Consider the following 19,848-nt stretch of genomic DNA (forward strand, 5'->3'; position numbering starts at 1 on the left):
CTCCGGTGATCAGATCGCACGCGCGCGCTCGGTGGTCAGCCGCTCCAGCATGACGAGCGGCATCGCGCCTGCTTCGAGGATGTCGTGGAAGTGCTTCAGGTCAAAGCGATCGCCGGCGATCCGCTGCGCCTCCGCCCGCGCGCGCAGCCAGGCGGCGTGGCCGATCTTATATGAACAGGCCTGACCCGGCGACACGCAATAGCGCTCGATCTCGCGTTGCGCGCGTGGCCGGGCGAAGCCGACGGTGTCCACGAAATAGTCCGTCGCCTTCTCCCGGGTCCACCCCTTGGTGTGGATCGCGGTATCGACCACCAGGCGCGCGGCGCGGAACAGGAAGGATTGCAGATAGCCGGCGCGCTCCACCGGGGTGGCATACCCGCCCAGCTCGTCCGCGAGCTGCTCGGCGTACAGCGCCCAGCCTTCCAGATAGGCGTTGAAGAAGGCGATCTTGCGCAGCGGATGGGTCGGCGCTCGCTGGGCGGTGGAGATCTGCAGGTGATGACCCGGCACACCTTCGTGATAGGTCAGCGAGGGCAGGGTGTATTTCGGCCAGTCGCCGACCGACTTCAGGTTGATCCAGTAGATCGCCGGACGTGACCCGTCCAAGGGCGCGCGATAGTAATAGCCGTTGGGCGCGCCGTCCTGGATCTCGGGCGCAACGCGGCGGATCTCCAGCGGCGCGTTGGGTGCGTTGCTGAACGCCTTGCCCAGCCGCGCCTGCATGGCGCGATTGCCCTCGTTGAGGCCGCGCAACAGTTCGGCGCGGCCGGCGTCGGTGTCGGCATAGAGCTGCGCCGGCAGTTTGTTGAGCACCGCCAGCCGCGCGCCGACCGTGCCCTGGGTCAAACCCTGCCCCTTGAGGATGGTGTCGAGCTGCGCGGTCAGATCGGCGACCTGCGCCAGTCCCATGCGGTGCACTTCGTCGGGGGAGAAGTTGGTGGTGGTGGATTGTGCCAGCGCGGCGGCATAGATCGCCTCGCCGCCGGGGATCGCGCCGACGCCTGCCGCGCTGCGCGCGCGGGTGCGGAGCTGCCGCACGGCGGCCATCTGGCGATCGAGCGCGGGATAGACGGACTGTTCGACCAGCCGCACGGCGCGCGGGCCATACTCGCCGGTCAGCTTCGCCTCGCCCGCGCGACGGGTCAGCGAACGCGTCAGCCCGTTCTCGGCCGCGGCGGGCGCGCGGAGCTTGGCCATCTGCGCGAGTGCCAGATCGAGCGAAAAGTCGGGCGCGAGCCGGCCCTTGGCCGCCTGTTCGCGCTGTACGGCGGTGTCGTTGTCGAGCGCGCGGCCGACCTGCGACAGCCGCTCCAAATAGGCGTCCGCATCGGCCGCGTCGGCGACCGGATGCGTCGAATCGAGGAAGTCGGGCAGTCCGAAATAGGCGCCGTCCTGTTGGGTGATCCGATACGGCCCCTGCGGCGAGCCCAGCCCGAAACGCTCGGGGCCGACGATCTGCTGGTCGATCGAATAGAGCACGACCTCGCGGTCGATCCTGGCCTGGGGCGAGAGGGTGGCGGGATCGACCGCGGCGAGCAGAGCGCGATGCCGGCGCGACATGGCCAGATCCTTCGCCAGCGCGCCTGGACCATTGTCGTTGAGCCGGCGGCGCAGGGCGGCGTTCGCACCCTTGTCGAGCCCGAGCGAAGTAGCGCCTTCGGGACTTGCACGGACGCCGTCTGCGAAGATCGTGTCGAAAGCGGCGGTGAGGGCCGCGTCGCCCTTTTGGGTCGCGGCGGTGGCGGGCAGCAGCGCGACGGTGGCGGCGGCGGTGCCGCCGGCGATGAATTGACGGCGATCCATGTCTCTCTCTCCTAGATCCGCTCCACCATGTGTACCGCGTCCGCCGCGCGCAGCGCCGCCATCAGGCGGAGCAGCTGCGCTAGGTCGTGGACCTCGACGTCGATGGTGTTGGTGTGGAAGCGGGTGTCGCGGGTATCCAGCCGGACGTTGATGATGTTCGCCTTGTGCTGGCCGATGATGGTGGCGACAAGGCCGAGCGCGCCGGGTTCGTTCCTGACCATCACCGAAATCTGCGCGACGGCGCCGTCGGCCTTGTCGCCCCAGCCGAGATCGATCCAGTCGGTCTCCTCGGCGGAGCGCTCGGCGAGCTCCGCCAGCACGCCGCACTCGATGGCATGGACCTCGATCCCGGCATCGGGCCGGCGCAGCCCGACGATGCGGTCGCCGGGCACCGGGTGGCAGCATTCCGCCAGCTCGAAGGCGACGCCGGGCGTCAGGCCCTTGATCGAGATCGCCTGGGTCTGGGGGGCGACCATCGCCACGTCCGCGCCGGCCGAACCGGGCATCAGCGCCTCCATCACCGCGCCGTCGGCGAGCGTGTGGCGCGCGATCGCGGTCAGCAGCGCGGGCTCGTCGGGGAGCTTCAGCCGCTTGAGACCTTGCGTCACCGCATCGGCGGCGAGCGGCGCGGGCAGGCGCCCGATGATGTCGTCGAGCAGCTTGCGGCCGAGTTTCAGCTGCTCGTCGCGTTCCTCGTGGCGCAGGTGGCGGCGGATCGCGGCCAGCGCCTTGCCGGTGATCGCGACGTCAAGCCAGGCGGGCTGCGGCGACTGACCCTTGGAGTTGAGGATAGCGACCTGATCGCCATTCTCGATCACCGTCGACAGCGGCACGACGCGGCCGTTGATCTTCGCGCCCACCGCCTGATCGCCCAAATCGGTATGGACGGCATAGGCGAAGTCGATCGGCGTCGCGCCCTTGGGCAGCTGGATCAGCTCGCCCTTGGGGGTGAAGGCGAAGATGCGGTCGGCGTACATCGCCATGCGGGTGTGCTCGAGCAGTTCCTCAGGCGTCGCGGCGGTGTCGAGGATCTCGACCAGATCGCGGATCCAGCTGTGGTCCGCGTCGGCGCGGCTCTTGCCCTCCTTGTACGCCCAGTGCGCGGCGAGCCCGTACTCCGCCTCGGCATGCATCGTCTTGGAGCGGAGCTGGATCTCGACGCGGGTGTTCTCGGCGTGGATGACCGACGTGTGGAGCGAGCGATAGCCGTTGCGCTTGGGGGTGGAGAGATAGTCCTTGAACCGGCCGGGCACCATCGGCCAGCGCCGGTGGATGGCGCCCAGCGCGCGGTAGCATTCCTCCTCGGACGCCACGACGACCCGGAAGGCCATGATGTCGGACAGCTGCTCGAAGGAGATGTGGCGCTCGGCCATCTTGCGCCAGATCGAATACGGATGCTTCTCGCGACCCGATACGTCGGCGTCGATGCCGGTGCGGGAAAGCAGCAGCTTTATGCCGGATGCGATCTTGGCGATGCGATTGCCGCCGCCTTCCTTCAGTTGATCCAACCGGCGGGTAATCGACTCATATGCCTCCGGTTCGAGCTCGCGAAAGGCGAGGGTCTGCATCTCCTTCATGAACTCGTACATGCCGACGCGCTCGGCGAGCGGCGCATAGATTTCCATGGTCTCGCGCGCGATGCGGCGGCGCTTGTCCGGGTTGACGATGTGGTGGAGTGTGCGCATGTTGTGCAGCCGGTCGGCGAGCTTGACCAGCAGCACGCGGATGTCGTCGGACATGGCAAGCAGGAACTTGCGCAGGTTCTCCGCCGCGCGCTCATTGTCCGACTGCGCCTCGATCTTGGAAAGCTTGGTGACGCCGTCGACCAGCCGCGCGACGTTGGCGCCGAACAGCTTCTCGATCTCCTCCGGCGTTGCCACCGTATCCTCGACGGTGTCGTGGAGGATGGCGGTGGCGATCGTCTCGGCGTCGAGGCGCAGGTCGGTGAGGATGCCCGCGACCTCGATCGGGTGCGAGAAATATGGGTCGCCGGACGCGCGCTTCTGCGACCCGTGCGCCTTCATCGAAAAGACATAGGCGCGGTTGAGGAGCGCCTCGTCGGCTTGTGGATCGTAGTCGAGGACGCGATCGACGAGCTCATATTGCCGCAGCACACCGCCTCTTTGCAGGGGCGGCGTGCTGCTATGCAACAGAATTAGCGCGCAACAATCGCGGTTCCGCCGTTGCCGCCCTTCGCGACCGAATTGCACTTGGCGAGTTGGTCGGCGTCATAGGTCTTGCCGCCGGCCGCAAAGGACGCGAGCGCGCCGGTGTTCTTCGCGACGAGCTGACACAGCACCGTGTCGCGCTCGGGCGCGCGGGCGGCGACATAGGCGTTGCCGCGCAGCGCCCAAGGGGTGGAGCGGGTGATCAGCGTCGTTTTGCCGGGCTGCGCGGCGGGGACCGCGACGTAGTAGGCGCCGGGTGAAGCAGCGGCACTCTGCGCATCGGCAGTGGCGGCGATCATCGTGGAGCCGACGAGGACGGCGGCGGCGAGAGCGAGAACCTGGCGCATGAGAACCTCCTGTTAGATGCGTTGCGAATCACTACCTATCCGAGTAGGTTTCTAGTTGCAACGAGAAACTAACTTTTCGTGCGGCATCTCGGTCGCGTTTGCGTTACGCTATGGCAGGAAGAGGATGGATTGATGGGCAAGCTCCGGGAAAAGCTGGACGAATGCTCGCTGCCCGCGGCGCTGGAGGCGGTGGGGGAGCGCTGGTCGTTCCTGATCCTGCGCGCCGCGTTCAACGGGCTGCACCATTTCGAGGAGTTCCAGTCGGAGCTGGGCATCGCGCGCAACATCCTGGCCAACCGCCTTGCCAAGCTGGTCCAGTACGGCATCTTCCAACGCGAGCCGATGCCCGACGACCGGCGCAAGGTGCAGTATAGCCTCACGCAAAAGGGCGCGGCGCTGCTGCCGACGATGATCGCGATGCGGCAATGGGGCGAGCGGTGGGAGACCTGCATGCCCGCTTTCCCGGTGCTGGTGGACATGCGCGACACGCGGCCGATCCAGCCGGTGTCTGTGCTGTCGCACGACGGCCGCGTCCTCGGGCTGTCGGACCTCCACTGGGCGCTACCCGCCGACATCGCGCGCGACCCGGATGAGGCGATCGCGGCGGAGTAGGCGGGCGGCATTCGGAGGAAGGTTGGTTCGAAGCCGACCTCAGCGGATTAGCGGGTTTGTCCCGTCACGCTCAACTTGCGTTGTTCAAGCTGCGCCACTGAACGGTGTTAAAACCCTTCGAGGCTGTTGAAAAACTCGTACTTGCGGTGGGTGTGCGGTCGTGATTCCCTGCCGTAAGGCGACGGGGAGCACGCGCGATGATGGGTCGGCAGGTCGCGCAAGGGTCGTTGTTCTACGGGTTCCGGCTCGACGACCACGTTCCGGCTGACCACCTGCTGCGCCGCATCGATGGTCTGCTCGACTTCGGCTTCGTACGCGAGGCGCTGGCCGGCAGCTACAGCGCGAGCGGGCGCCCGTCGGTCGACCCGGAGCTGATGCTCAGGATGCTCCTGGTCGGCTATCTGCTCGGCATCCGCTCGGAACGACGCTTGTGCGAGGAGGTACACCTCAACCTCGCCTACCGCTGGTTCTGCCGGCTCGATCTCGGCGACCGGGTGCCCGACCACTCGACCTTCTCCAAGAACCGGCACGGCCGCTTCCGCCAGTGCGACCTGCACCGTCTGCTGTTTGAGGAGGTGGTCGCACGCTGCGCTGCGGCTGGGCTGGTCGCGGGCCGCGAGCTGGCGGTGGACGGCAGCACGATCCAGGCGGACGCGAGCTGGGAGAAGAAGCTTCCGGGCGCCACTGCGGCCGACGCACTCCGCGCACGCGAGGCGGTGTTGCGGCCCGTGGCGGAGTACCTGGCCGCGCTGGACGCGGCGCTGCCACCCGATCCCGACGAGCCCGCGCCCATCGAGCCGACCCACGTGTCGCCGACCGACCCGCAAGCCGCGTTCACGTGCAAGCACGGCCCGGGGCGCTTCGCCTACGCGATCAACCCGCTGCTCGACCTGGACACCGACTGCATCCTCGACGTCGAGGCGACGCCCGCGCGCTTCTCGGCCGAGGTCGCGGCAACCCGGGCGCTGGTTGACCGCGTTAAGGCCAGGCTCGGCATCGCGCCCACGAGCCTCGCGGCCGACAAGGCTTACGGCAACGGCCCGTTGCTCGGCTGGCTCATCGGCCGGGGTATCACGCCGTACGTGCCGGTCATCGACCGCACCCGCCAACGCGACGGCTTCTTCACCCGAGACGCGTTCACTTACGACCCTGATACCGACACGTACCGCTGCCCCGCCGACAAGCCCCTCACCTACCGCGGCACGGTCCGCGCCAGCCAGGTGCGCCGTTATCGCAGCCATGCGGCCGACTGCGCCGGATGTCCGCTCAAGCCGCGATGCACCACGGCCAAGCGACGCGCCGTCACCCGCCTCGTGGACGAGGACGCGCGTGACCAGGTCCGCGCGCTCGCCGGAACCGACGCCTACACCCGCGCCAGAGAACGGCGAAAGCGCATCGAGCGCGTGTTCGGGCACCTCAAACGCAACCTGAAACTGCGAACACTGAAGCTAAGAGGCCTCGCCGGAGCCGCCGAGGAGTTCACCATGGCGGCTGCGGCCTACAACCTCCAGCTCCTCGCCAGCCGGGCGGCCCCCGCCTGAGCCAGGCGGCTCGCTCAACCGCATGCCGACGATATCGCTCGCAGCCCCAGCCGCCGACCGCCTCCTTTTTCAACAGCCTCCTTCGGTTGTGACGCTGGTATCGAACTCCGCTACGCGCGCTTCCTCACCCTTGATCCGTTTGAAATCAGCAAGTCGCTTGCCGTCTTCATCGCGGAATATCGCGCCGGTCAGCGTCACGGAATCGATTCGATCGAGCCGAAAACACCGGAAGTCCCCCGCTAGCTCGCACCAGGCAGCCAGCAGCCAGACAGGGCCAAAAAAGTTGATGGAGAGCGGGCGAACGGTGCGGGTGGTGCGAGCGCCGTCCAGCGCCTCATATTCGATCACCAGCACGCGCCGACGTTGCGCGGCGCGCTTCAGTTCGAGCAGGTCGACCCTGGGCGCATGGCGTTCCACCCATTGCGGTGCCCAGAATATGTCCTGATCGACCCCCGCCTGACCCGACGCGGGTAAGACGGCTCGTACCTTTGCCAGCGCTGCAGCGGCTTGCCCGGCGACGGCCCCGTCGCTCCAGGTGGCGAGCACCCGCGCACCGAGCGCCAAGGCTTCGGCTTCTTCGGCCGTGAGATTCAGCGGGGGTAGATGATATCCGGCTTCCAGCATGTAGCCCACGCCTGCTTCGCCGCGCACCGGAACGCCTGTTGCGACGAGAGCATCAATGTCGCGGTATACCGTGCGGATGGACACTTCGAGCGTCGTGGCGAGGTTCGCCGCCGTGCTAACCGGAAGGCTCCTGAGCAGTTCGAGCAGGGCAAGGAGGCGATCGGCTCGGCGCGTCATGCTGACACCACGTTGGCAGGAGCCCGCGTGTAGGCATAGGGTTGATTGAACAACGGTGAGGCGCGGGGTGGAGCACGATCCAAAGGAGTTGCAGGCCGTAATGGAGGCGGCGAGTCCGCGCGACCTTGAACTTGGGTTCCGCCCTATGTTCGGCGGGATTCTCGGCTATGCCGCTGGGCAGGCGTTCGCTTCACTCTCGAATGTGGGGCTTGCGCTCAAGATGACTGGCGCGGATCACGCGGCGTTGAGCGCGGTGCCCGACGTGAAGCCGCTACGGTACCAACCGGACGATCCGCCGAGCAAGAGTTACCTCCTGCTGCCGGAGGCGATGCTGGCCGATCCCGGAAGCCTTCGGTCGTGGATGGCGCGCAGTGCAGCAGGCCTGAAACCGACGGCCAAGAAGCCACGCAAAAAACCTCTGGAGAGCAACTGATGTCTCGTATCTGCTTCGTAGAATTGCCGGCATCCAACCTGGCTTCAGCTCGCTCGTTCTACACCGATGCGTTCGGCCTCGCCTTTACCGATTTCGGCCCAAGCTACTCCTGCATGATGACGGGTGACGTGGACATCGGCTTGCAGGCAGACGCAAGCGAGGCCACTTCCGCGCCCCTGGCGGTCGTTGCCGTCGATGATCTCGAGGCCTCCCTCGAAGCGGTGGGCAAGGCGGGAGGGGTCATCACCAAGCCGATATTTGCCTTTCCAGGTGGTCGACGCTTCCACTTCCGTGATCCGAGCGGAAACGAGCTTGCCGCCGTTAAGGCGGACTGACGACTTTGGCGCCACGTGAGTGTCTCATAAGCGGTCGGTTTTTGGCTGCATGAGCCATCGGGCGAGCCGTATCTCTACCCCGTCCCCTGCGCCGGCGTATTCACCCCCATGCTGGCGAGATACCGCTTCACGTTGCGCGCCGCCTGGCGCAGGCGCTGTTCGTTCTCGACCATCGCGATGCGGACGAAGCCTTCGCCGTTCTCGCCATAGCCGACGCCCGGCGCGACCGCGACTTTGGCTTCGGTCAGGAGCTGTTTGGAAAATTCGAGGCTGCCCAGGTGCTTCAGCGCCGGCGGCAGCGGGGCCCAGGCGAACATCGACGCGCGGGGGCTGGGGATGTCCCAACCGGCGCGCGCGAAGCTTTCGACCAGCACGTCACGACGCTTGTGATAGAGCTGGCGGTTGGTCTCGACGATGTCCTGCGGGCCGTTCAGCGCGGCGCAGGCGGCGGCCTGGATCGGGGTAAAGGCGCCGTAATCGAGATACGACTTCACCCGCGTCATCGCGGCAATCAGTTTGGCGTTGCCGACCGCGAAGCCAATCCGCCAGCCGGCCATCGAATAGGTCTTGCTGAGCGAGGTGAACTCGACCGCCACGTCCTTGGCGCCGCGCACCTGCAGGATCGAGGGCGTGGGCACGCCATCATAATAAAGCTCGGAATAGGCGAGGTCGGAGATCACCCAAACCTGGTTGTCGCGGGCCCAGGCGACAAGGCGCTCGTAGAAGGCGAGGTCCACCGCCTCCGCGGTCGGATTGGACGGATAGTTGACCACCAGCACCGACGGGCGCGGCACGGTGAACGCCATCGCGCGTTCCAAGCTCTCGAAATAGGCCTCGTCAGGGGTGGTCGGCACCGCACGGATCGTGGCGCCGGCGATGATGAAGCCGAAGGTGTGAATCGGGTAGGACGGATTGGGCGCGAGCACGACGTCGCCGGGCGCGGTGATCGCGGTGGCGAGACTGGCCAGCCCTTCCTTGGACCCCATCGTCACCACGACCTCGGTCTCGGGGTCGAGATCGACGCCGAAGCGGCGGCCATAATAGTTGGCCTGGGCGCGACGGAGGCCCGGAATACCCTTCGACTGCGAATAGCCGTGCGCGTCGGGCTTCTGCGCGACCTCGACCAGCTTGGCGATGACGTGCGGCGGCGGCGGCAGGTCGGGGTTGCCCATGCCGAGGTCGATGATGTCCTCGCCCGATGCCCGCGCCTGCGCTCGCATCGCATTGACCTCGGCGATGACATAGGGCGGCAGCCGCTTGATGCGGTAGAAGTCGTCGGACATGTTCGTCGCTTACAGCGTTTCTGCTACGCACGTCACCCCGGCCGAGGCAGAGTGACGAGAAGGATCCGAGATGGCCGACGCACCGACACCCCCGACCCATCCGATGCAGTGGCTGCAGACCGTGGGGGCGGAGCAGGAAAAGCTGCTCGAGCGCGCGATTGCGACGATGAAGGAGGCGGGCGGCACCGTTGCGGGGGTCAACGATCCGGAGACGGTCGAGCGGGTCGGGCAGTTCTGGCGCGACGGATTGCAGCTGTGGCAGCGCTTCCTGACCCCCGCCGAACCCGTCGCCGCTTCCAAGGACAAGCGCTTCAAGGACGAGGCCTGGTCGCAGCCGGGCTTCGCGGCGATCCGGCAGGCCTACGATCAGGCAAGCGCGGCGCTGATGGGAAGCATCGACAAGATGGATGGCGTCGACGAGCCGCAGCGCGAGCGGCTGCGCTTCACCGCGCGGATGCTGGCCGATGCGATGAGTCCGTCCAACTTTCCCTTGACCAACCCGCAGGTGCTGCAGCGGACCGTCGAGACGGGGGGGCAGAACCTGGTCAAGGGCATGCAGAACATGCTCGCCGACATGGGCAAGGGGCAGCTGACGCATACCGCGCCCGATGCCTTCGAGCTCGGCCGCAACCTCGCGACGACGCCGGGCAAGGTGGTTAAGCGCACACCGCTATACGAGCTGATCCAATACGCGCCGACGACGGAGCGCGTCCTGGCGACGCCGCTGGTGATCTTTCCGCCCTGGATCAACCGCTTCTACATCCTCGATCTGACGCCGGAGAAGAGCTTCATCCGCTGGGCGGTGGAACAGGGGCTGACCGTGTTCATGGTGTCGTGGAAGTCGGCCGACGCCAGCCACAAGGAGGTGAAGTGGGACGACTATGTCGCCGCGCAGGTGGAGGCGATTGACACGGTGCGCGACCTGCTGGGTGTGCCGGCCGCGCACGCCATCGGCTATTGCGTCGCGGGGACGACGCTGGCCGCGACGCTGGCCGTGGAGACGGCCAAGGGCGCGGCGGAGAAGGTCAGGAGTGCTACCTTCTTCACCGCGCAGGTCGATTTCTCCGATCCCGGCGAGCTCAAGCATTTCGTCGACGACCGGCAGATGGAGCTGATCGCGGGGATGTCGACCGACGGCTATGTCGACGGTCGGGTGATGGCCGCGACCTTCAACCTTCTGCGCGGGCGCGACCTGATCTGGAACTACGTCACCAACCATTATCTGCTCGGCGAGGAGTATCCGGCGTTCGACCTGCTCCACTGGAACGGCGACACCACCAACCTGCCGGCGGCGTGGCACCAGAGCTATTTGAAGGATCTGTACCGCGACAACCTGCTGATCGAGCCGGGCCGGCTGTCGGTGAACGGCACGCCGATCGACCTGACCAAGGTCGAAACGCCGACCTATGTCCAGGCCGGGCGCGAGGATCATATCGCGCCGGCGGAAAGCGTGTGGAAGATCACGCATCTGTTTCGCGGGCCGCTTCGGTTCGTTCTCGCGGGCTCCGGGCACATCGCGGGCGTGGTCAACCCTCCGGCGGCGGGGAAGTATCAATACTGGACCAACGACGCGAGGGCGGACACGCTCGCGGAGTTCGTCGCGGGCGCGAGCGAGACCAAGGGCAGCTGGTGGCCGGACTGGATCGGGTGGCTGCGCGGGCTGGATGCGGACGAGGTCGCGGCAGACGGCGCACGGGTGCCGGGCGCCGGAGCGTTGCCGGCGTTGGGGGAAGCGCCAGGTGAGTATGTGCGCGCCAGGTAAAGTGCTCGCCGGTATCTAACGTTTGCTGCATCGCAGCATTTCGCTTGACCGAAGGGTCCAATGCCCTATGTTGCAGTGCAACAGAGGAGCGTTGATGTCGGATCTTCCCACTTTGACCGATCTCGGCTCGGCCGAGTCGATCCCGGCGGCACTTGCCGCGCCCAAGCCCAAGAAGGGCAAAGGTTACAAGAACGACGAGGGTTTCGTGGCCGCGCCCGCGACATTCTCCGACGCCGCTGTCGCCGTTCAACCCACCTCCGCCCTGCCGGCGGACACCGTAGATGAGGAACCCACCATGGCTACCACGATCGAGAACATGACCGACACCAGCACGCAGCAGGGCGCCAACACCGCCCAGGCGATGTTCGGCGACATGAATGGCCGCGCCAAGGATGCAATGGAGAAGTCGACCAAGCTGTTCGCCGAGATGAACGGCTTCACCAAGGGCAATGTCGAGGCGCTGGTCGAGTCGGGCAAGCTGGCGTTCGCCGGTATGCAGTCGATGGCGCAGGAGCAGGCCGCCTATGTCCGCAAGCAGTTCGAAGGCGCGACCGAGGCCGCACGCACCATGGCAACCGTCAAGTCGCCGACCGAGTTCGTGAAGCTGCAGGGCGACTATATCCGCCAGCAGTTCGACGCGATGGTCGCCCAGACCTCGCACTCGACCGAGGCGGTGCTCAAGCTCGCTGGCGAGGTCGCGCAGCCGATCTCCAACCGCGTCGCGGTCGCCGTCGAGAAGATCAAGCAGGCCGCCTGAGGCGAGACGGCTCAGCCACGCTGAGTCGCGCGCCTCCAGGCCGGCCGGGCTCGGCATCAGCCGAGCTTCGACGTCATGGGATTTACTTCCGTGACGGCCTGCCGAACGACATGGGGCGGCGGTCTTCGGATCGCCGCCCTTTTCGCATTAAGCCCTTGCCTCGACTCCGCCTGTTCCCATATTTTGACCTCGCATGCAGTTCGACCCGATCACAGCAGCCGAGCGTCGGTCCGGAGACAACGGCGGCGATGACGGCGACATCGCCGATGGTGGCCGCACCGGCCTCAACGTCGCCACCAAGACGCGCGCCAAGACCAAGCAGCCGACGCCGTACCGGGTGCTGATGCTCAACGACGATTATACGCCGATGGAGTTCGTCGTGCTCTGCCTCCAGCGCTTCTTCCGCATGGACATGGAGGCGGCGACGCGGGTGATGCTCCACGTTCATCAGAAGGGCGTCGGGGTGTGCGGCACCTTTTCTTACGAAGTCGCCGAGACCAAGGTCGGCCAGGTCATGGATTTCGCGCGGCAGAACCAGCATCCGCTGCAATGCACGCTGGAGAAGGCCTAGGTTCGGTCGGTCCGCGCGAACGGTGGGAACAAGCGCACGATTGAAGGGGTTAACGCTCGGGGCTCTGATAGAAAGAGTTACGATATGACCTCCACCGGCTTTCTCGCTTCGCAGAACCTCATGACGCTGGTGCTTGTCGCCGCGATCGTGGCGATCGGATTTGCCTATTTTCTGCGCAAGCGGTCGAACCGGCATCCCCTGGACGGACGGCAGGAGCGCAACGTCGCGGCCGACCTCGACGCCGGCCGCAAGGCGCCGGATCACTCGCCGAAGTTGTAAGATCGCGCCGGGCGGTCAGGCCCAGGTGGCGGTCGGCGGCAGGCTCATCAGGATCGCGTCGATATTGCCGCCGGTCTTCAGGCCGAACAACGTGCCGCGATCATAGACGAGGTTGAACTCGGCGTATCGGCCGCGCCATGACAGCATCTGTGCGCGGTCGGCGTCGGTGAAGGGCTCGTGCATGCGACGGCGGACGATCCGCGGGTAGGCCTCCAGAAACGCGCGCCCGACATCCTGGGTGAAGGCGAAGTTGGCGCCGAAGTCGCCCTCGAGGTGGTCGTAGAAGATGCCGCCGACGCCGCGGTGGACCTGACGGTGCGGGATGTAGAAATACTCGTCCGCCCAAGCCTTGAAGCGCGGGTGATAGGTCGGATCGTGGCGGTCGCAGGTCGCCTTCAGGAGGGCATGGAACTCGGCGGTATCCTCGTCGCGCGGCAGCGGCGGGTTGAGGTCGGCGCCACCGCCGAACCACCGCTTCGTCGTCACCAGGAAGCGGCAGTTCATGTGCACCGCCGGGACGTGCGGATTGGCCATGTGCGCGACCAGGCTGATGCCGGTGGCGAAGAAGCCGGGGTCCTCGGCCGCGCCGTGGATCGACTTGGCGAAATCGCCCTCGAAGGTGCCGCCGACCGTCGAGACGTTGACCCCGACCTTTTCGAAGACCTGCCCCTTCATCACCCCGCGCACCCCGCCGCCGCCGGGGACTCCGGACGGGTCGGTGCGGTCCCAGGGTGTGTAGCCGAACGCGGCGGCCGAGCCGTTCTCGCGCTCGATCGCAACGAACTCGGCACAGATCAGGTCGCGCAGATGTTCGAACCAGGTGCGCGCGGCGGCTTGCTCGGAGTCCAAGGGCGGCATGGTCACGCTGCGAACAACTCCCGAACGGTATGCGGCGCGCGCGCCAGCAGGTCGCGCGCGAGCTCCGCCGGGTCGTCGCCGGTGCCGGCGACATGATCGCGGCCGTCCTCGGTGAACAACTCGGCGCGGATCAGGCCGTCGTCGCCCGCCAGCGCCGCGACCGGTGAGTGACAGCCGGCGTGGAGGGCGGCCAGCAACGCTCGCTCCGTCAGCACGGCGGCATGGGTGGGCGCGTGATCTAGGACCCCCAGCATCGCGCGAAATCCAGCGTCGTCGCTCCGGGCCTCAATGCCGACCGCGCCCTGCGCCGGGGCTGGGAGCATGATGTCGAGTTCGATTGCCGTGCCGACATCCGGGCGTCCCAGCCGCGCGAGGCCGGCCGCAGCCAACAAGGTGGCGTCGGCCTCGCCCGCCGCCAGCCGGGCGAGCCGCGTGTCGACATTGCCGCGGAACGACACCACGTGCAGGTCCGGCCGAAGCCGAAGCAGCTGCGCGCGGCGGCGCGGCGAGCTGGTGCCCACCGTTGCACCTTGCGGCAGGTCGGCGATCGACGCGGCGCCGATCAGTCGATCGCGCACATCGGCGCGCGGCAGCATCGCCACGATCGCGATCGCCGTCGGCCGGATCGTCTCCACGTCCTTCATCGAATGGACCGCGCAGTCGATCGCGCCGCCGAGCAGCGCCCGGTCGAGTTCCTTGGTCCACAGCGCCTTGCCGCCGATCTCCGCCAGCGGCCGGTCCTGGACCACGTCGCCGGTGGTGCGGATAACCACGATCTCGACGTCGACCGCATGCGCCGCGATCAGGGCGTCGCGGACGATGTTCGCCTGCACGAGCGCGAGCGGAGACCCGCGAGTACCCAACCGGATCCGGTTCATGAGGTGGTGGCACCGCCGCGCGGCACGGAAGAACATCCAATCACCGCCTTTGGGTATGGGCGCGAAAACCGACTGTCAAATGATGTGGACGACGAGGCCGAGCGGTCGGGCTTGGCTTCGGTCGGCGATCCTGCCTATGCTCCGGCGTGCCCAGCGTACACGCCCTCGCCAATCCCGCCCGCTTCCTGAAGATCACGCGGCCCTTGACCCCGGTGTTGTTCTGGGCCGGTGTGCTGCTGATCGCGATCGGCACCTGGGCTGGCCTGACCCAGACGCCAGCGGATTATCTGCAGGGCGAGAGCGTCCGGATCCTGTATATCCATGTGCCCACCGCCTGGCTCGGCACCGGCGGCTGGACCGGAATCGCGATGTCGAGCATCGCTTTTTTCGTATGGCGGCATCCGCTGGCCAATATCGCCGCGCGCGCGATCGCCGCGCCCGGCGCGCTGTTCGCCGGACTGTGTCTGGCGACCGGGTCGATTTGGGGCCGACCGACCTGGGGGACGTGGTGGCAGTGGGATGGCCGGCTGACCTCCATGCTGCTGCTGTTCTTCGTCTACCTCGCCTATCTGGCGCTGGCCCGCGCCGACGCGGATCGGGACGGCGACGGACGAATTCCGGCGCTGTTCGGGATCGCGGGCAGCGTGCTGTTGCCGGTGATCCGCTATTCCGTGGTGTGGTGGAACACGCTGCACCAGGGGCCGAGCATCACCCTGTCGGGGTCGAGCATCGACGCCGCACTGCTGTGGCCGCTGTGGTGGACGCTGGCGGGCTTCACACTGCTGTTCGCGAGCATAGTGATCATGCGGATGCGCACGCTGCTGGCCCTGGCGCGCGTTGAGGCGCGGATGCGGCGGATGGCGCGGGCATGAACGCCTGGCCCTTCATCGCCGCGGCCTATGCGCTGACGCTGGGCGGGAGCGCCGCGGCGGCGCTGGTCGCGTGGCTGGCGATGCGCCGTGCCGAGACCGCCGCCGAGATTTCCCGGTCATGACCGCGAAGAACCAGCGCCTGTGGCTCGCCCTGCTGGCCGTCGCCGCCGTCGTCGGCGCGGCGCTGCTGGCGATGTCGGCGATGAAGGATCAGGCGGCGTTCTTCTATGCGCCCAGCGACCTCGCCGCCGCCGGCGTCGCACCCGGCACGGCGATCCGGCTGGGGGGAATGGTCGCCGTCGGATCGATCACCAAGCTGCCCGACGGCGTCACCACCAGCTTCGTCGTGACCGACAACCGCGCGACGACGCCTGTCGCCTATCGCGGCATCCTGCCCGACCTGTTCCGCGAGGGATCGGGCGTGGTGGCCGAGGGGCGCGTCGCCCCAGGCGGTGCGTTCGTGGCGGAGACCATCCTCGCCAAGCACGACGAACGCTACATGCCGCCGCAGGTCGCCGGCAAGATGCACAAGAGCGAGACGATTCAGAAGTGAATGAGGTGATCGGGTGATTGCCGAGGCAGGACTGGCGGCGATCTGGCTGGCGGGCGCGCTTGCGCTGCTGCAACTGGTGCTCGCGATCACGGGCGTCGCCCGCGGGGGTGAGGCGATCGCGGGCGCGGTGCGGTCGGTGGCCGTCGTCCAGGGGCTGCTCGCCGGGGTGGCGATGGCGTTGCTGATCTGGCTGTTCCTGCGTTCGGACATGAGCGTGTTGCTGGTCGCGACCAACAGCCATTCGGCCAAGCCGTGGCTGTACAAGCTGGCGGGTGCGTGGGGGAACCACGAGGGCTCGATGCTGCTCTGGGTGACGGTGCTGGGGCTGGCGGGAGGGGCGGTGGCGCTGTTCGAGAAGCGGCTGGCGGAGCGCACGCTGATCGCGACGCTGGGGGCGCAGGCGCTGATCGCGCTCGGCTTTTATGCGTTCCTGCTGTTCGCCTCCAATCCGTTCGCGCGGGTAGATCCGGCGCCCGCGGACGGGCAGGGGCTCAACCCGCTGCTGCAGGACCCCGGCTTGGCGTTCCATCCGCCGACGCTGTATCTGGGCTATGTCGGCATCTCGATCGCGTTCTCCTTCGCGGTCGGCGCGATGGTGACGCGCGATGTGGGTCCGGCGTTCGCGCGCGCGATGCGGCCCTGGGTGCTGGGCGCCTGGATCTTCCTGACGCTGGGCATCACGGCGGGGAGCTACTGGGCCTATTACGAGCTCGGCTGGGGCGGCTGGTGGTTCTGGGACCCGGTCGAGAACGCATCGCTGATGCCGTGGCTGGCGGCGACGGCGCTGCTGCATTCGGTGACGGTGCTGGCGACGCGCGACGGCCTGCGCGCGTGGACGATCATGCTGGCGGTAGTCGCCTTCTCGATGTCGATGCTGGGCACCTTCCTGGTCCGCTCGGGCATCCTCACCAGCGTCCACTCCTTCGCGGTGGACCCGGAGCGCGGCGCGTTCATCCTGGCGCTGCTGACGATCTATATCGGCGGCGCGCTGGCGCTGTTCGCCCTGCGGATCGGCACGGTGCGCGCGGGCACGACCTTCGAGCCGGTCAGCCGCGAAGGCGCGCTGGTGGTCAACAACCTGCTGCTGACGGTGATCCTGGGGGTGGTGCTGATCGGTACGCTCTACCCGATCGCGGCCGCGAGCTTCGGGGTGCAGCTGTCGGTCGGGCCGCCCTTCTTCAACGCCGCGGCCGGGCCCATCGCGCTCGCGCTGGTGATGGTGATGGCGGTCGGACCGCTGCTGCGCTGGCGACGCGATGCATGGCGCGCGGTGCTGGGGCGCGGCGTGATTCCGGCCGCGGTGCTGGTGGTCGTCGCCCTGATCGCGATCCGGCTGCTCGCGCCCGGCATCGGCATCCTGCCGCTGCTCGGCCTGGCGATCGCGACCGGCGTCGGCGTCGCCAGCATCGCGCCGCTGTGGGGCCGCGATCTTGGGCGCACGCCGTTATTCACCTGGGGCATGGTGGTCGCGCATCTCGGCATCGCCGTGAGCCTGGCCGGAATGGCGTGCGACGCCGCCTTTACCAAGGAGACGCTGGTCGCGGCGCGGATCGGCGAGACGCAGCGCGTGGGACCGTTCGCCGTCACGCTGGTCGACGTGGCACCGGCGGTCGGCGACAATTGGTCGGCGCTGGAGGCGCGGCTGCGGGTGCAGCGTGGCGATGGGACGCCGCTGGAACTTCGCCCGCAGTCCCGCTTCTTCGCCAATCCGACGATGGTCACCAGCGAGTCGGCGATCGCGACCCGGCTCGACGGCCAGCTCTACACCGTGCTGGGGCAGCAGGGCGAGGGCGGCCGCTGGCAGCTGCGGCTGTGGTGGAAGCCGTTCGTCACGCTGATCTGGCTGGGCGGCATGCTGATCGCGCTGGGCGGCGCGCTGTCGCTCGTCGGGCGCATGCGGCGGGAACGGCGGGCCACGCCGTCACTGCCGGTAGCAGCGTGAAACGCTGGTTGCTCTGGGTGCCGTTGCTGGCGTTTGCCGTGCTGCTCGCCGTGTTCGTCAATGGTCTGGTCAAGCCCGCCGACCGCACCGTGCGCTCCGCGCTGATCGGTAAGAAGCTCCCCGCATTCGCGCTGCCTGCGATCGCGCCGGGCAAGCCCGGGCTGACCACCGCGGACTTCGCTGCCGGCGAGCGGCGCCTGCTCAACGTCTTCGCCAGCTGGTGTGTGCCGTGCATCGTCGAGGCGCCCAAGCTGATGGCGCTCAAGCGCGCCGGTGTCGCCATTGACGGAATCGCGATCCGCGACGCCGATGCCGATGTCCGCACCTTCCTCGCGCGCAACGGCGATCCCTATGCGCGCATCGGCAGCGACCGCGAATCGCGCGTCCAGCTGGCGCTCGGGTCGTCGGGGGTGCCCGAGAGCTTCGTGATCGACGGGCAGGGGCGGATCGTCCTGCAGCATATCGGCACGATCGAGGAAGCCGACATCCCGACCATCATCGCCGCGGTGAGGAACGGTAAATGAGGCGGGGCGTCGCTATCGCCTGCCTGCTGCTGGCCGGTCCGGCGTTCGCACAGTCCAACCTGCCGCCCGCGCGTTATGCCAACACCCAGCTCGCCGATCCGGCCAAAGAGGCGGCGGCGCGCAAGCTGATGGAGGAGCTGCGCTGCCTGGTCTGTCAGGGTCAGGCGATCATCGACAGCGACGCCGAGATGGCGGGCGACATGCGTTCGCTGGTGCGCAGCCGCATCGCCGCGGGCGAGAGCGCCGGTAGCGTTCGCGAGGGGCTGATCCGCAGCTATGGCGACTACGTCACCTACAATCCGCCGCTCAGCGCCGTCACCGCGCCGTTGTGGATCGCGCCGCTGCTGCTGCTCGCGATCGGCGGGTTGATCATGTCGCGCACCTTCAAGAGGAAGAAGCGGTGAGCGGCTGGATCGCCCTGTTCGCGATCGGCGGTCTGGCCTTCGCGGCGATGCGAGCCGCGGGACTGGCGCGGGTCTATGCCTCGCTTGCCGGCGCGGCGCTGATGCTGGGCGGCGCCGGCTATGCGTGGCAGCAGCGCGCGGGCCTGCCCGGGCAGCCGGTCAGCGCCAAGGTGAAGACGATCGAGGTCGAGCCCGGAATGATCGCGTTCCGGGCGGCCATCATGCCCGGCACGCTCGGCGATCGCGAGGCGCTGGCGGTCGCGGACACTAGGCTGCGCGACGGCGACGCGACGGGAGCGGCGGCGGGCTTGCTCCGGGCGATCCGCGCCACCCCCGGTCAGCCGGCGCTATGGACCGGGCTCGGCGCGGCGCTGGCGGCGCATGACGATGGCCAGTTTTCGCCGTCGGCGCGCTTCGCCTTTCAGCGCGCGGTGGCGCTGGCGCCGCGCGAGCCGGGGCCACCCTTCTTCCTCGGCATGGCGCTGGCGCGGGCGGGCGATCTCGCCGGCGCCCGGACGGCTTGGCTGCGCGCATTGGCGCTGGCGCCGCGCAATGCGCCGTATCGGGCCGACATCGCCGAGCGGCTGGTGATCATCGACCAGTATGAGGCCATGGCGGCCGGCGCGTGACCCGAACGCTAATCAGACGAACGGCCGATTGAGGCGCACGATCGCCCAGTTCAGCCACGACGCGAAGCTGACCCAGAGCAGATAGGGCAGGATCAACAGGCTCGCCTTTTGCGAGATCGGCCACAGGCCGACCACCAGCGCGACCAGCGATCCCCACAGGAACACGACCTCGATCAGCGCCCAGTCGGGACGACGCAGGCGGAAGAACAAGGGGCTCCACAGCGCGTGGGCGATCGCGTTGGTCACGAACAGGATGACCACCGTGGTCCGTTCCTGCGCGCCCTCCGCCGCGTTCCAGGCGATCACCGCCGACCAGGCGGCAAGCCCCAGGATGATCGTCCAGGCGGGCCCGAACAGCCAGTCGGGCGGCTGCAGCGAGGGCTTGCGCAAATTGCGATACCAGGGGCCGATGGGCGTCATCAGCCCGCCGAACGCGCCGAGGAAGAGCGCAACCGCAACCGCGATGATGACGGGGGTGGAGGGCAAGGCATCGTCC

General features: G+C 67.8%; 23 protein-coding genes. 15 read left to right on the top strand and 8 right to left on the bottom strand.

Annotation, left to right across the window (positions count from 1 at the left end):
• Positions 1 to 9: 9 nt before the first annotated feature.
• Genes VFQ64_RS13705 through VFQ64_RS13715 form a run of 3 tightly spaced genes read right to left on the bottom strand, consistent with a single transcriptional unit; the run spans position 10 to position 4,318 of the window.
• Positions 10 to 1,803 carry a DUF885 domain-containing protein gene (locus VFQ64_RS13705; RefSeq protein ID WP_325103902.1) on the bottom strand — a complete coding sequence of 598 codons (1,794 nt, stop codon included), beginning with the start codon at positions 1,801 to 1,803 and terminating at the stop codon, positions 10 to 12.
• Between the two features lie 11 nt (positions 1,804 to 1,814).
• A complete protein-coding gene (locus tag VFQ64_RS13710) occupies positions 1,815 to 3,917 on the bottom strand; it encodes a bifunctional (p)ppGpp synthetase/guanosine-3',5'-bis(diphosphate) 3'-pyrophosphohydrolase (protein ID WP_325103903.1) in 2,103 nt (700 codons plus the stop codon).
• Positions 3,918 to 3,958: 41 nt separating this feature from the next.
• Positions 3,959 to 4,318 (bottom strand): CC_3452 family protein, encoded by a 360-nt coding sequence (locus VFQ64_RS13715; protein WP_325103904.1) that lies wholly within the window; start codon positions 4,316 to 4,318, stop codon positions 3,959 to 3,961.
• Between the two features lie 132 nt (positions 4,319 to 4,450).
• Between VFQ64_RS13715 and VFQ64_RS13720 the strand changes: the two genes are divergently transcribed.
• Positions 4,451 to 4,930, top strand: a complete 480-nt coding sequence (locus VFQ64_RS13720; protein WP_325103905.1) for a helix-turn-helix domain-containing protein — start codon at positions 4,451 to 4,453, stop codon at positions 4,928 to 4,930.
• 197 nt (positions 4,931 to 5,127) lie between these two features.
• A complete protein-coding gene (locus VFQ64_RS13725) occupies positions 5,128 to 6,471 on the top strand; it encodes an IS1182 family transposase (RefSeq protein ID WP_325103906.1) in 1,344 nt (447 codons plus the stop codon).
• 69 nt (positions 6,472 to 6,540) lie between these two features.
• On the opposite strand, the gene VFQ64_RS13730 is transcribed toward VFQ64_RS13725, so the two are convergent.
• Entirely contained in the window at positions 6,541 to 7,272 is a 732-nt protein-coding gene (locus VFQ64_RS13730; RefSeq protein WP_325103907.1) for a YafY family protein, read from the bottom strand.
• Between the two features lie 67 nt (positions 7,273 to 7,339).
• Here VFQ64_RS13730 and VFQ64_RS13735 point away from each other — a divergent pair, with 67 nt between their 5' ends.
• Complete coding sequence (locus VFQ64_RS13735; RefSeq protein WP_325103908.1) at positions 7,340 to 7,705, top strand: TfoX/Sxy family protein; 366 nt, start codon at positions 7,340 to 7,342, stop codon at positions 7,703 to 7,705.
• A complete protein-coding gene (locus VFQ64_RS13740; RefSeq protein WP_325103909.1) occupies positions 7,705 to 8,040 on the top strand; it encodes a VOC family protein in 336 nt (111 codons plus the stop codon). Before VFQ64_RS13735 ends, VFQ64_RS13740 begins: the two co-directional genes overlap by 1 nt.
• 74 nt (positions 8,041 to 8,114) lie before the next feature.
• Here VFQ64_RS13740 and VFQ64_RS13745 read toward each other — a convergent pair whose 3' ends face one another.
• Positions 8,115 to 9,323: an LL-diaminopimelate aminotransferase gene (locus VFQ64_RS13745; protein WP_325103910.1), complete on the bottom strand. Its 1,209-nt coding sequence runs from the start codon at positions 9,321 to 9,323 to the stop codon at positions 8,115 to 8,117.
• A gap of 70 nt (positions 9,324 to 9,393) precedes the next feature.
• Here VFQ64_RS13745 and VFQ64_RS13750 point away from each other — a divergent pair, with 70 nt between their 5' ends.
• The 4 genes from VFQ64_RS13750 to VFQ64_RS13765 all read left to right on the top strand — a co-directional run bounded on the left by VFQ64_RS13750 (position 9,394) and on the right by VFQ64_RS13765 (position 12,692).
• Positions 9,394 to 11,085: a class I poly(R)-hydroxyalkanoic acid synthase gene (locus tag VFQ64_RS13750; RefSeq protein ID WP_325103911.1), complete on the top strand. Its 1,692-nt coding sequence runs from the start codon at positions 9,394 to 9,396 to the stop codon at positions 11,083 to 11,085.
• A gap of 94 nt (positions 11,086 to 11,179) precedes the next feature.
• Positions 11,180 to 11,842 (top strand): phasin family protein, encoded by a 663-nt coding sequence (locus VFQ64_RS13755; RefSeq protein ID WP_325103912.1) that lies wholly within the window; start codon positions 11,180 to 11,182, stop codon positions 11,840 to 11,842.
• 193 nt (positions 11,843 to 12,035) lie between these two features.
• Entirely contained in the window at positions 12,036 to 12,413 is a 378-nt protein-coding gene (gene clpS / locus VFQ64_RS13760; protein ID WP_325103913.1) for an ATP-dependent Clp protease adapter ClpS, read from the top strand.
• An 84-nt stretch (positions 12,414 to 12,497) separates the two neighbouring features.
• A complete protein-coding gene (locus tag VFQ64_RS13765; RefSeq protein WP_325103914.1) occupies positions 12,498 to 12,692 on the top strand; it encodes a hypothetical protein in 195 nt (64 codons plus the stop codon).
• 15 nt (positions 12,693 to 12,707) lie between these two features.
• Here VFQ64_RS13765 and hemF read toward each other — a convergent pair whose 3' ends face one another.
• The gene (gene hemF / locus VFQ64_RS13770) at positions 12,708 to 13,550 is read right to left on the bottom strand and encodes an oxygen-dependent coproporphyrinogen oxidase (RefSeq protein WP_325104020.1); all 843 of its coding nucleotides are present in this window, start codon (positions 13,548 to 13,550) and stop codon (positions 12,708 to 12,710) included.
• 2 nt (positions 13,551 to 13,552) lie between these two features.
• The gene (hemC, locus tag VFQ64_RS13775; protein WP_325103915.1) at positions 13,553 to 14,464 is read right to left on the bottom strand and encodes a hydroxymethylbilane synthase; all 912 of its coding nucleotides are present in this window, start codon (positions 14,462 to 14,464) and stop codon (positions 13,553 to 13,555) included.
• A 110-nt stretch (positions 14,465 to 14,574) separates the two neighbouring features.
• On the opposite strand from hemC, the gene ccmC reads away from it, so the two are divergent.
• The 7 genes from ccmC to VFQ64_RS13810 are packed head-to-tail and all read left to right on the top strand — an operon-like array spanning position 14,575 to position 19,352.
• Positions 14,575 to 15,300, top strand: a complete 726-nt coding sequence (gene ccmC, locus VFQ64_RS13780; protein WP_325103916.1) for a heme ABC transporter permease CcmC — start codon at positions 14,575 to 14,577, stop codon at positions 15,298 to 15,300.
• A complete protein-coding gene (locus tag VFQ64_RS13785) occupies positions 15,297 to 15,422 on the top strand; it encodes a hypothetical protein (RefSeq protein ID WP_325103917.1) in 126 nt (41 codons plus the stop codon). The genes ccmC and VFQ64_RS13785 overlap by 4 nt, the downstream gene beginning before the upstream one ends.
• Positions 15,419 to 15,853, top strand: a complete 435-nt coding sequence (gene ccmE / locus VFQ64_RS13790) for a cytochrome c maturation protein CcmE (protein WP_325103918.1) — start codon at positions 15,419 to 15,421, stop codon at positions 15,851 to 15,853. The genes VFQ64_RS13785 and ccmE overlap by 4 nt, the downstream gene beginning before the upstream one ends.
• 13 nt (positions 15,854 to 15,866) lie before the next feature.
• Positions 15,867 to 17,795: a heme lyase CcmF/NrfE family subunit gene (locus VFQ64_RS13795; RefSeq protein ID WP_325103919.1), complete on the top strand. Its 1,929-nt coding sequence runs from the start codon at positions 15,867 to 15,869 to the stop codon at positions 17,793 to 17,795.
• The gene (locus tag VFQ64_RS13800; RefSeq protein ID WP_325103920.1) at positions 17,792 to 18,319 is read left to right on the top strand and encodes a redoxin family protein; all 528 of its coding nucleotides are present in this window, start codon (positions 17,792 to 17,794) and stop codon (positions 18,317 to 18,319) included. Before VFQ64_RS13795 ends, VFQ64_RS13800 begins: the two co-directional genes overlap by 4 nt.
• A complete protein-coding gene (locus VFQ64_RS13805; RefSeq protein WP_325103921.1) occupies positions 18,316 to 18,723 on the top strand; it encodes a cytochrome c-type biogenesis protein in 408 nt (135 codons plus the stop codon). Before VFQ64_RS13800 ends, VFQ64_RS13805 begins: the two co-directional genes overlap by 4 nt.
• Positions 18,720 to 19,352, top strand: a complete 633-nt coding sequence (locus tag VFQ64_RS13810) for a cytochrome C biosynthesis protein (RefSeq protein WP_325103922.1) — start codon at positions 18,720 to 18,722, stop codon at positions 19,350 to 19,352. The genes VFQ64_RS13805 and VFQ64_RS13810 overlap by 4 nt, the downstream gene beginning before the upstream one ends.
• A gap of 12 nt (positions 19,353 to 19,364) precedes the next feature.
• Here the strand turns inward: VFQ64_RS13810 and VFQ64_RS13815 are convergent, their stop codons facing one another.
• A complete protein-coding gene (locus tag VFQ64_RS13815; RefSeq protein WP_325103923.1) occupies positions 19,365 to 19,838 on the bottom strand; it encodes a TspO/MBR family protein in 474 nt (157 codons plus the stop codon).
• Positions 19,839 to 19,848: the final 10 nt, after the last annotated feature.

This window comes from Sphingomonas sp. (assembly GCF_035714405.1).
Taxonomy (GTDB): domain Bacteria; phylum Pseudomonadota; class Alphaproteobacteria; order Sphingomonadales; family Sphingomonadaceae; genus Sphingomonas.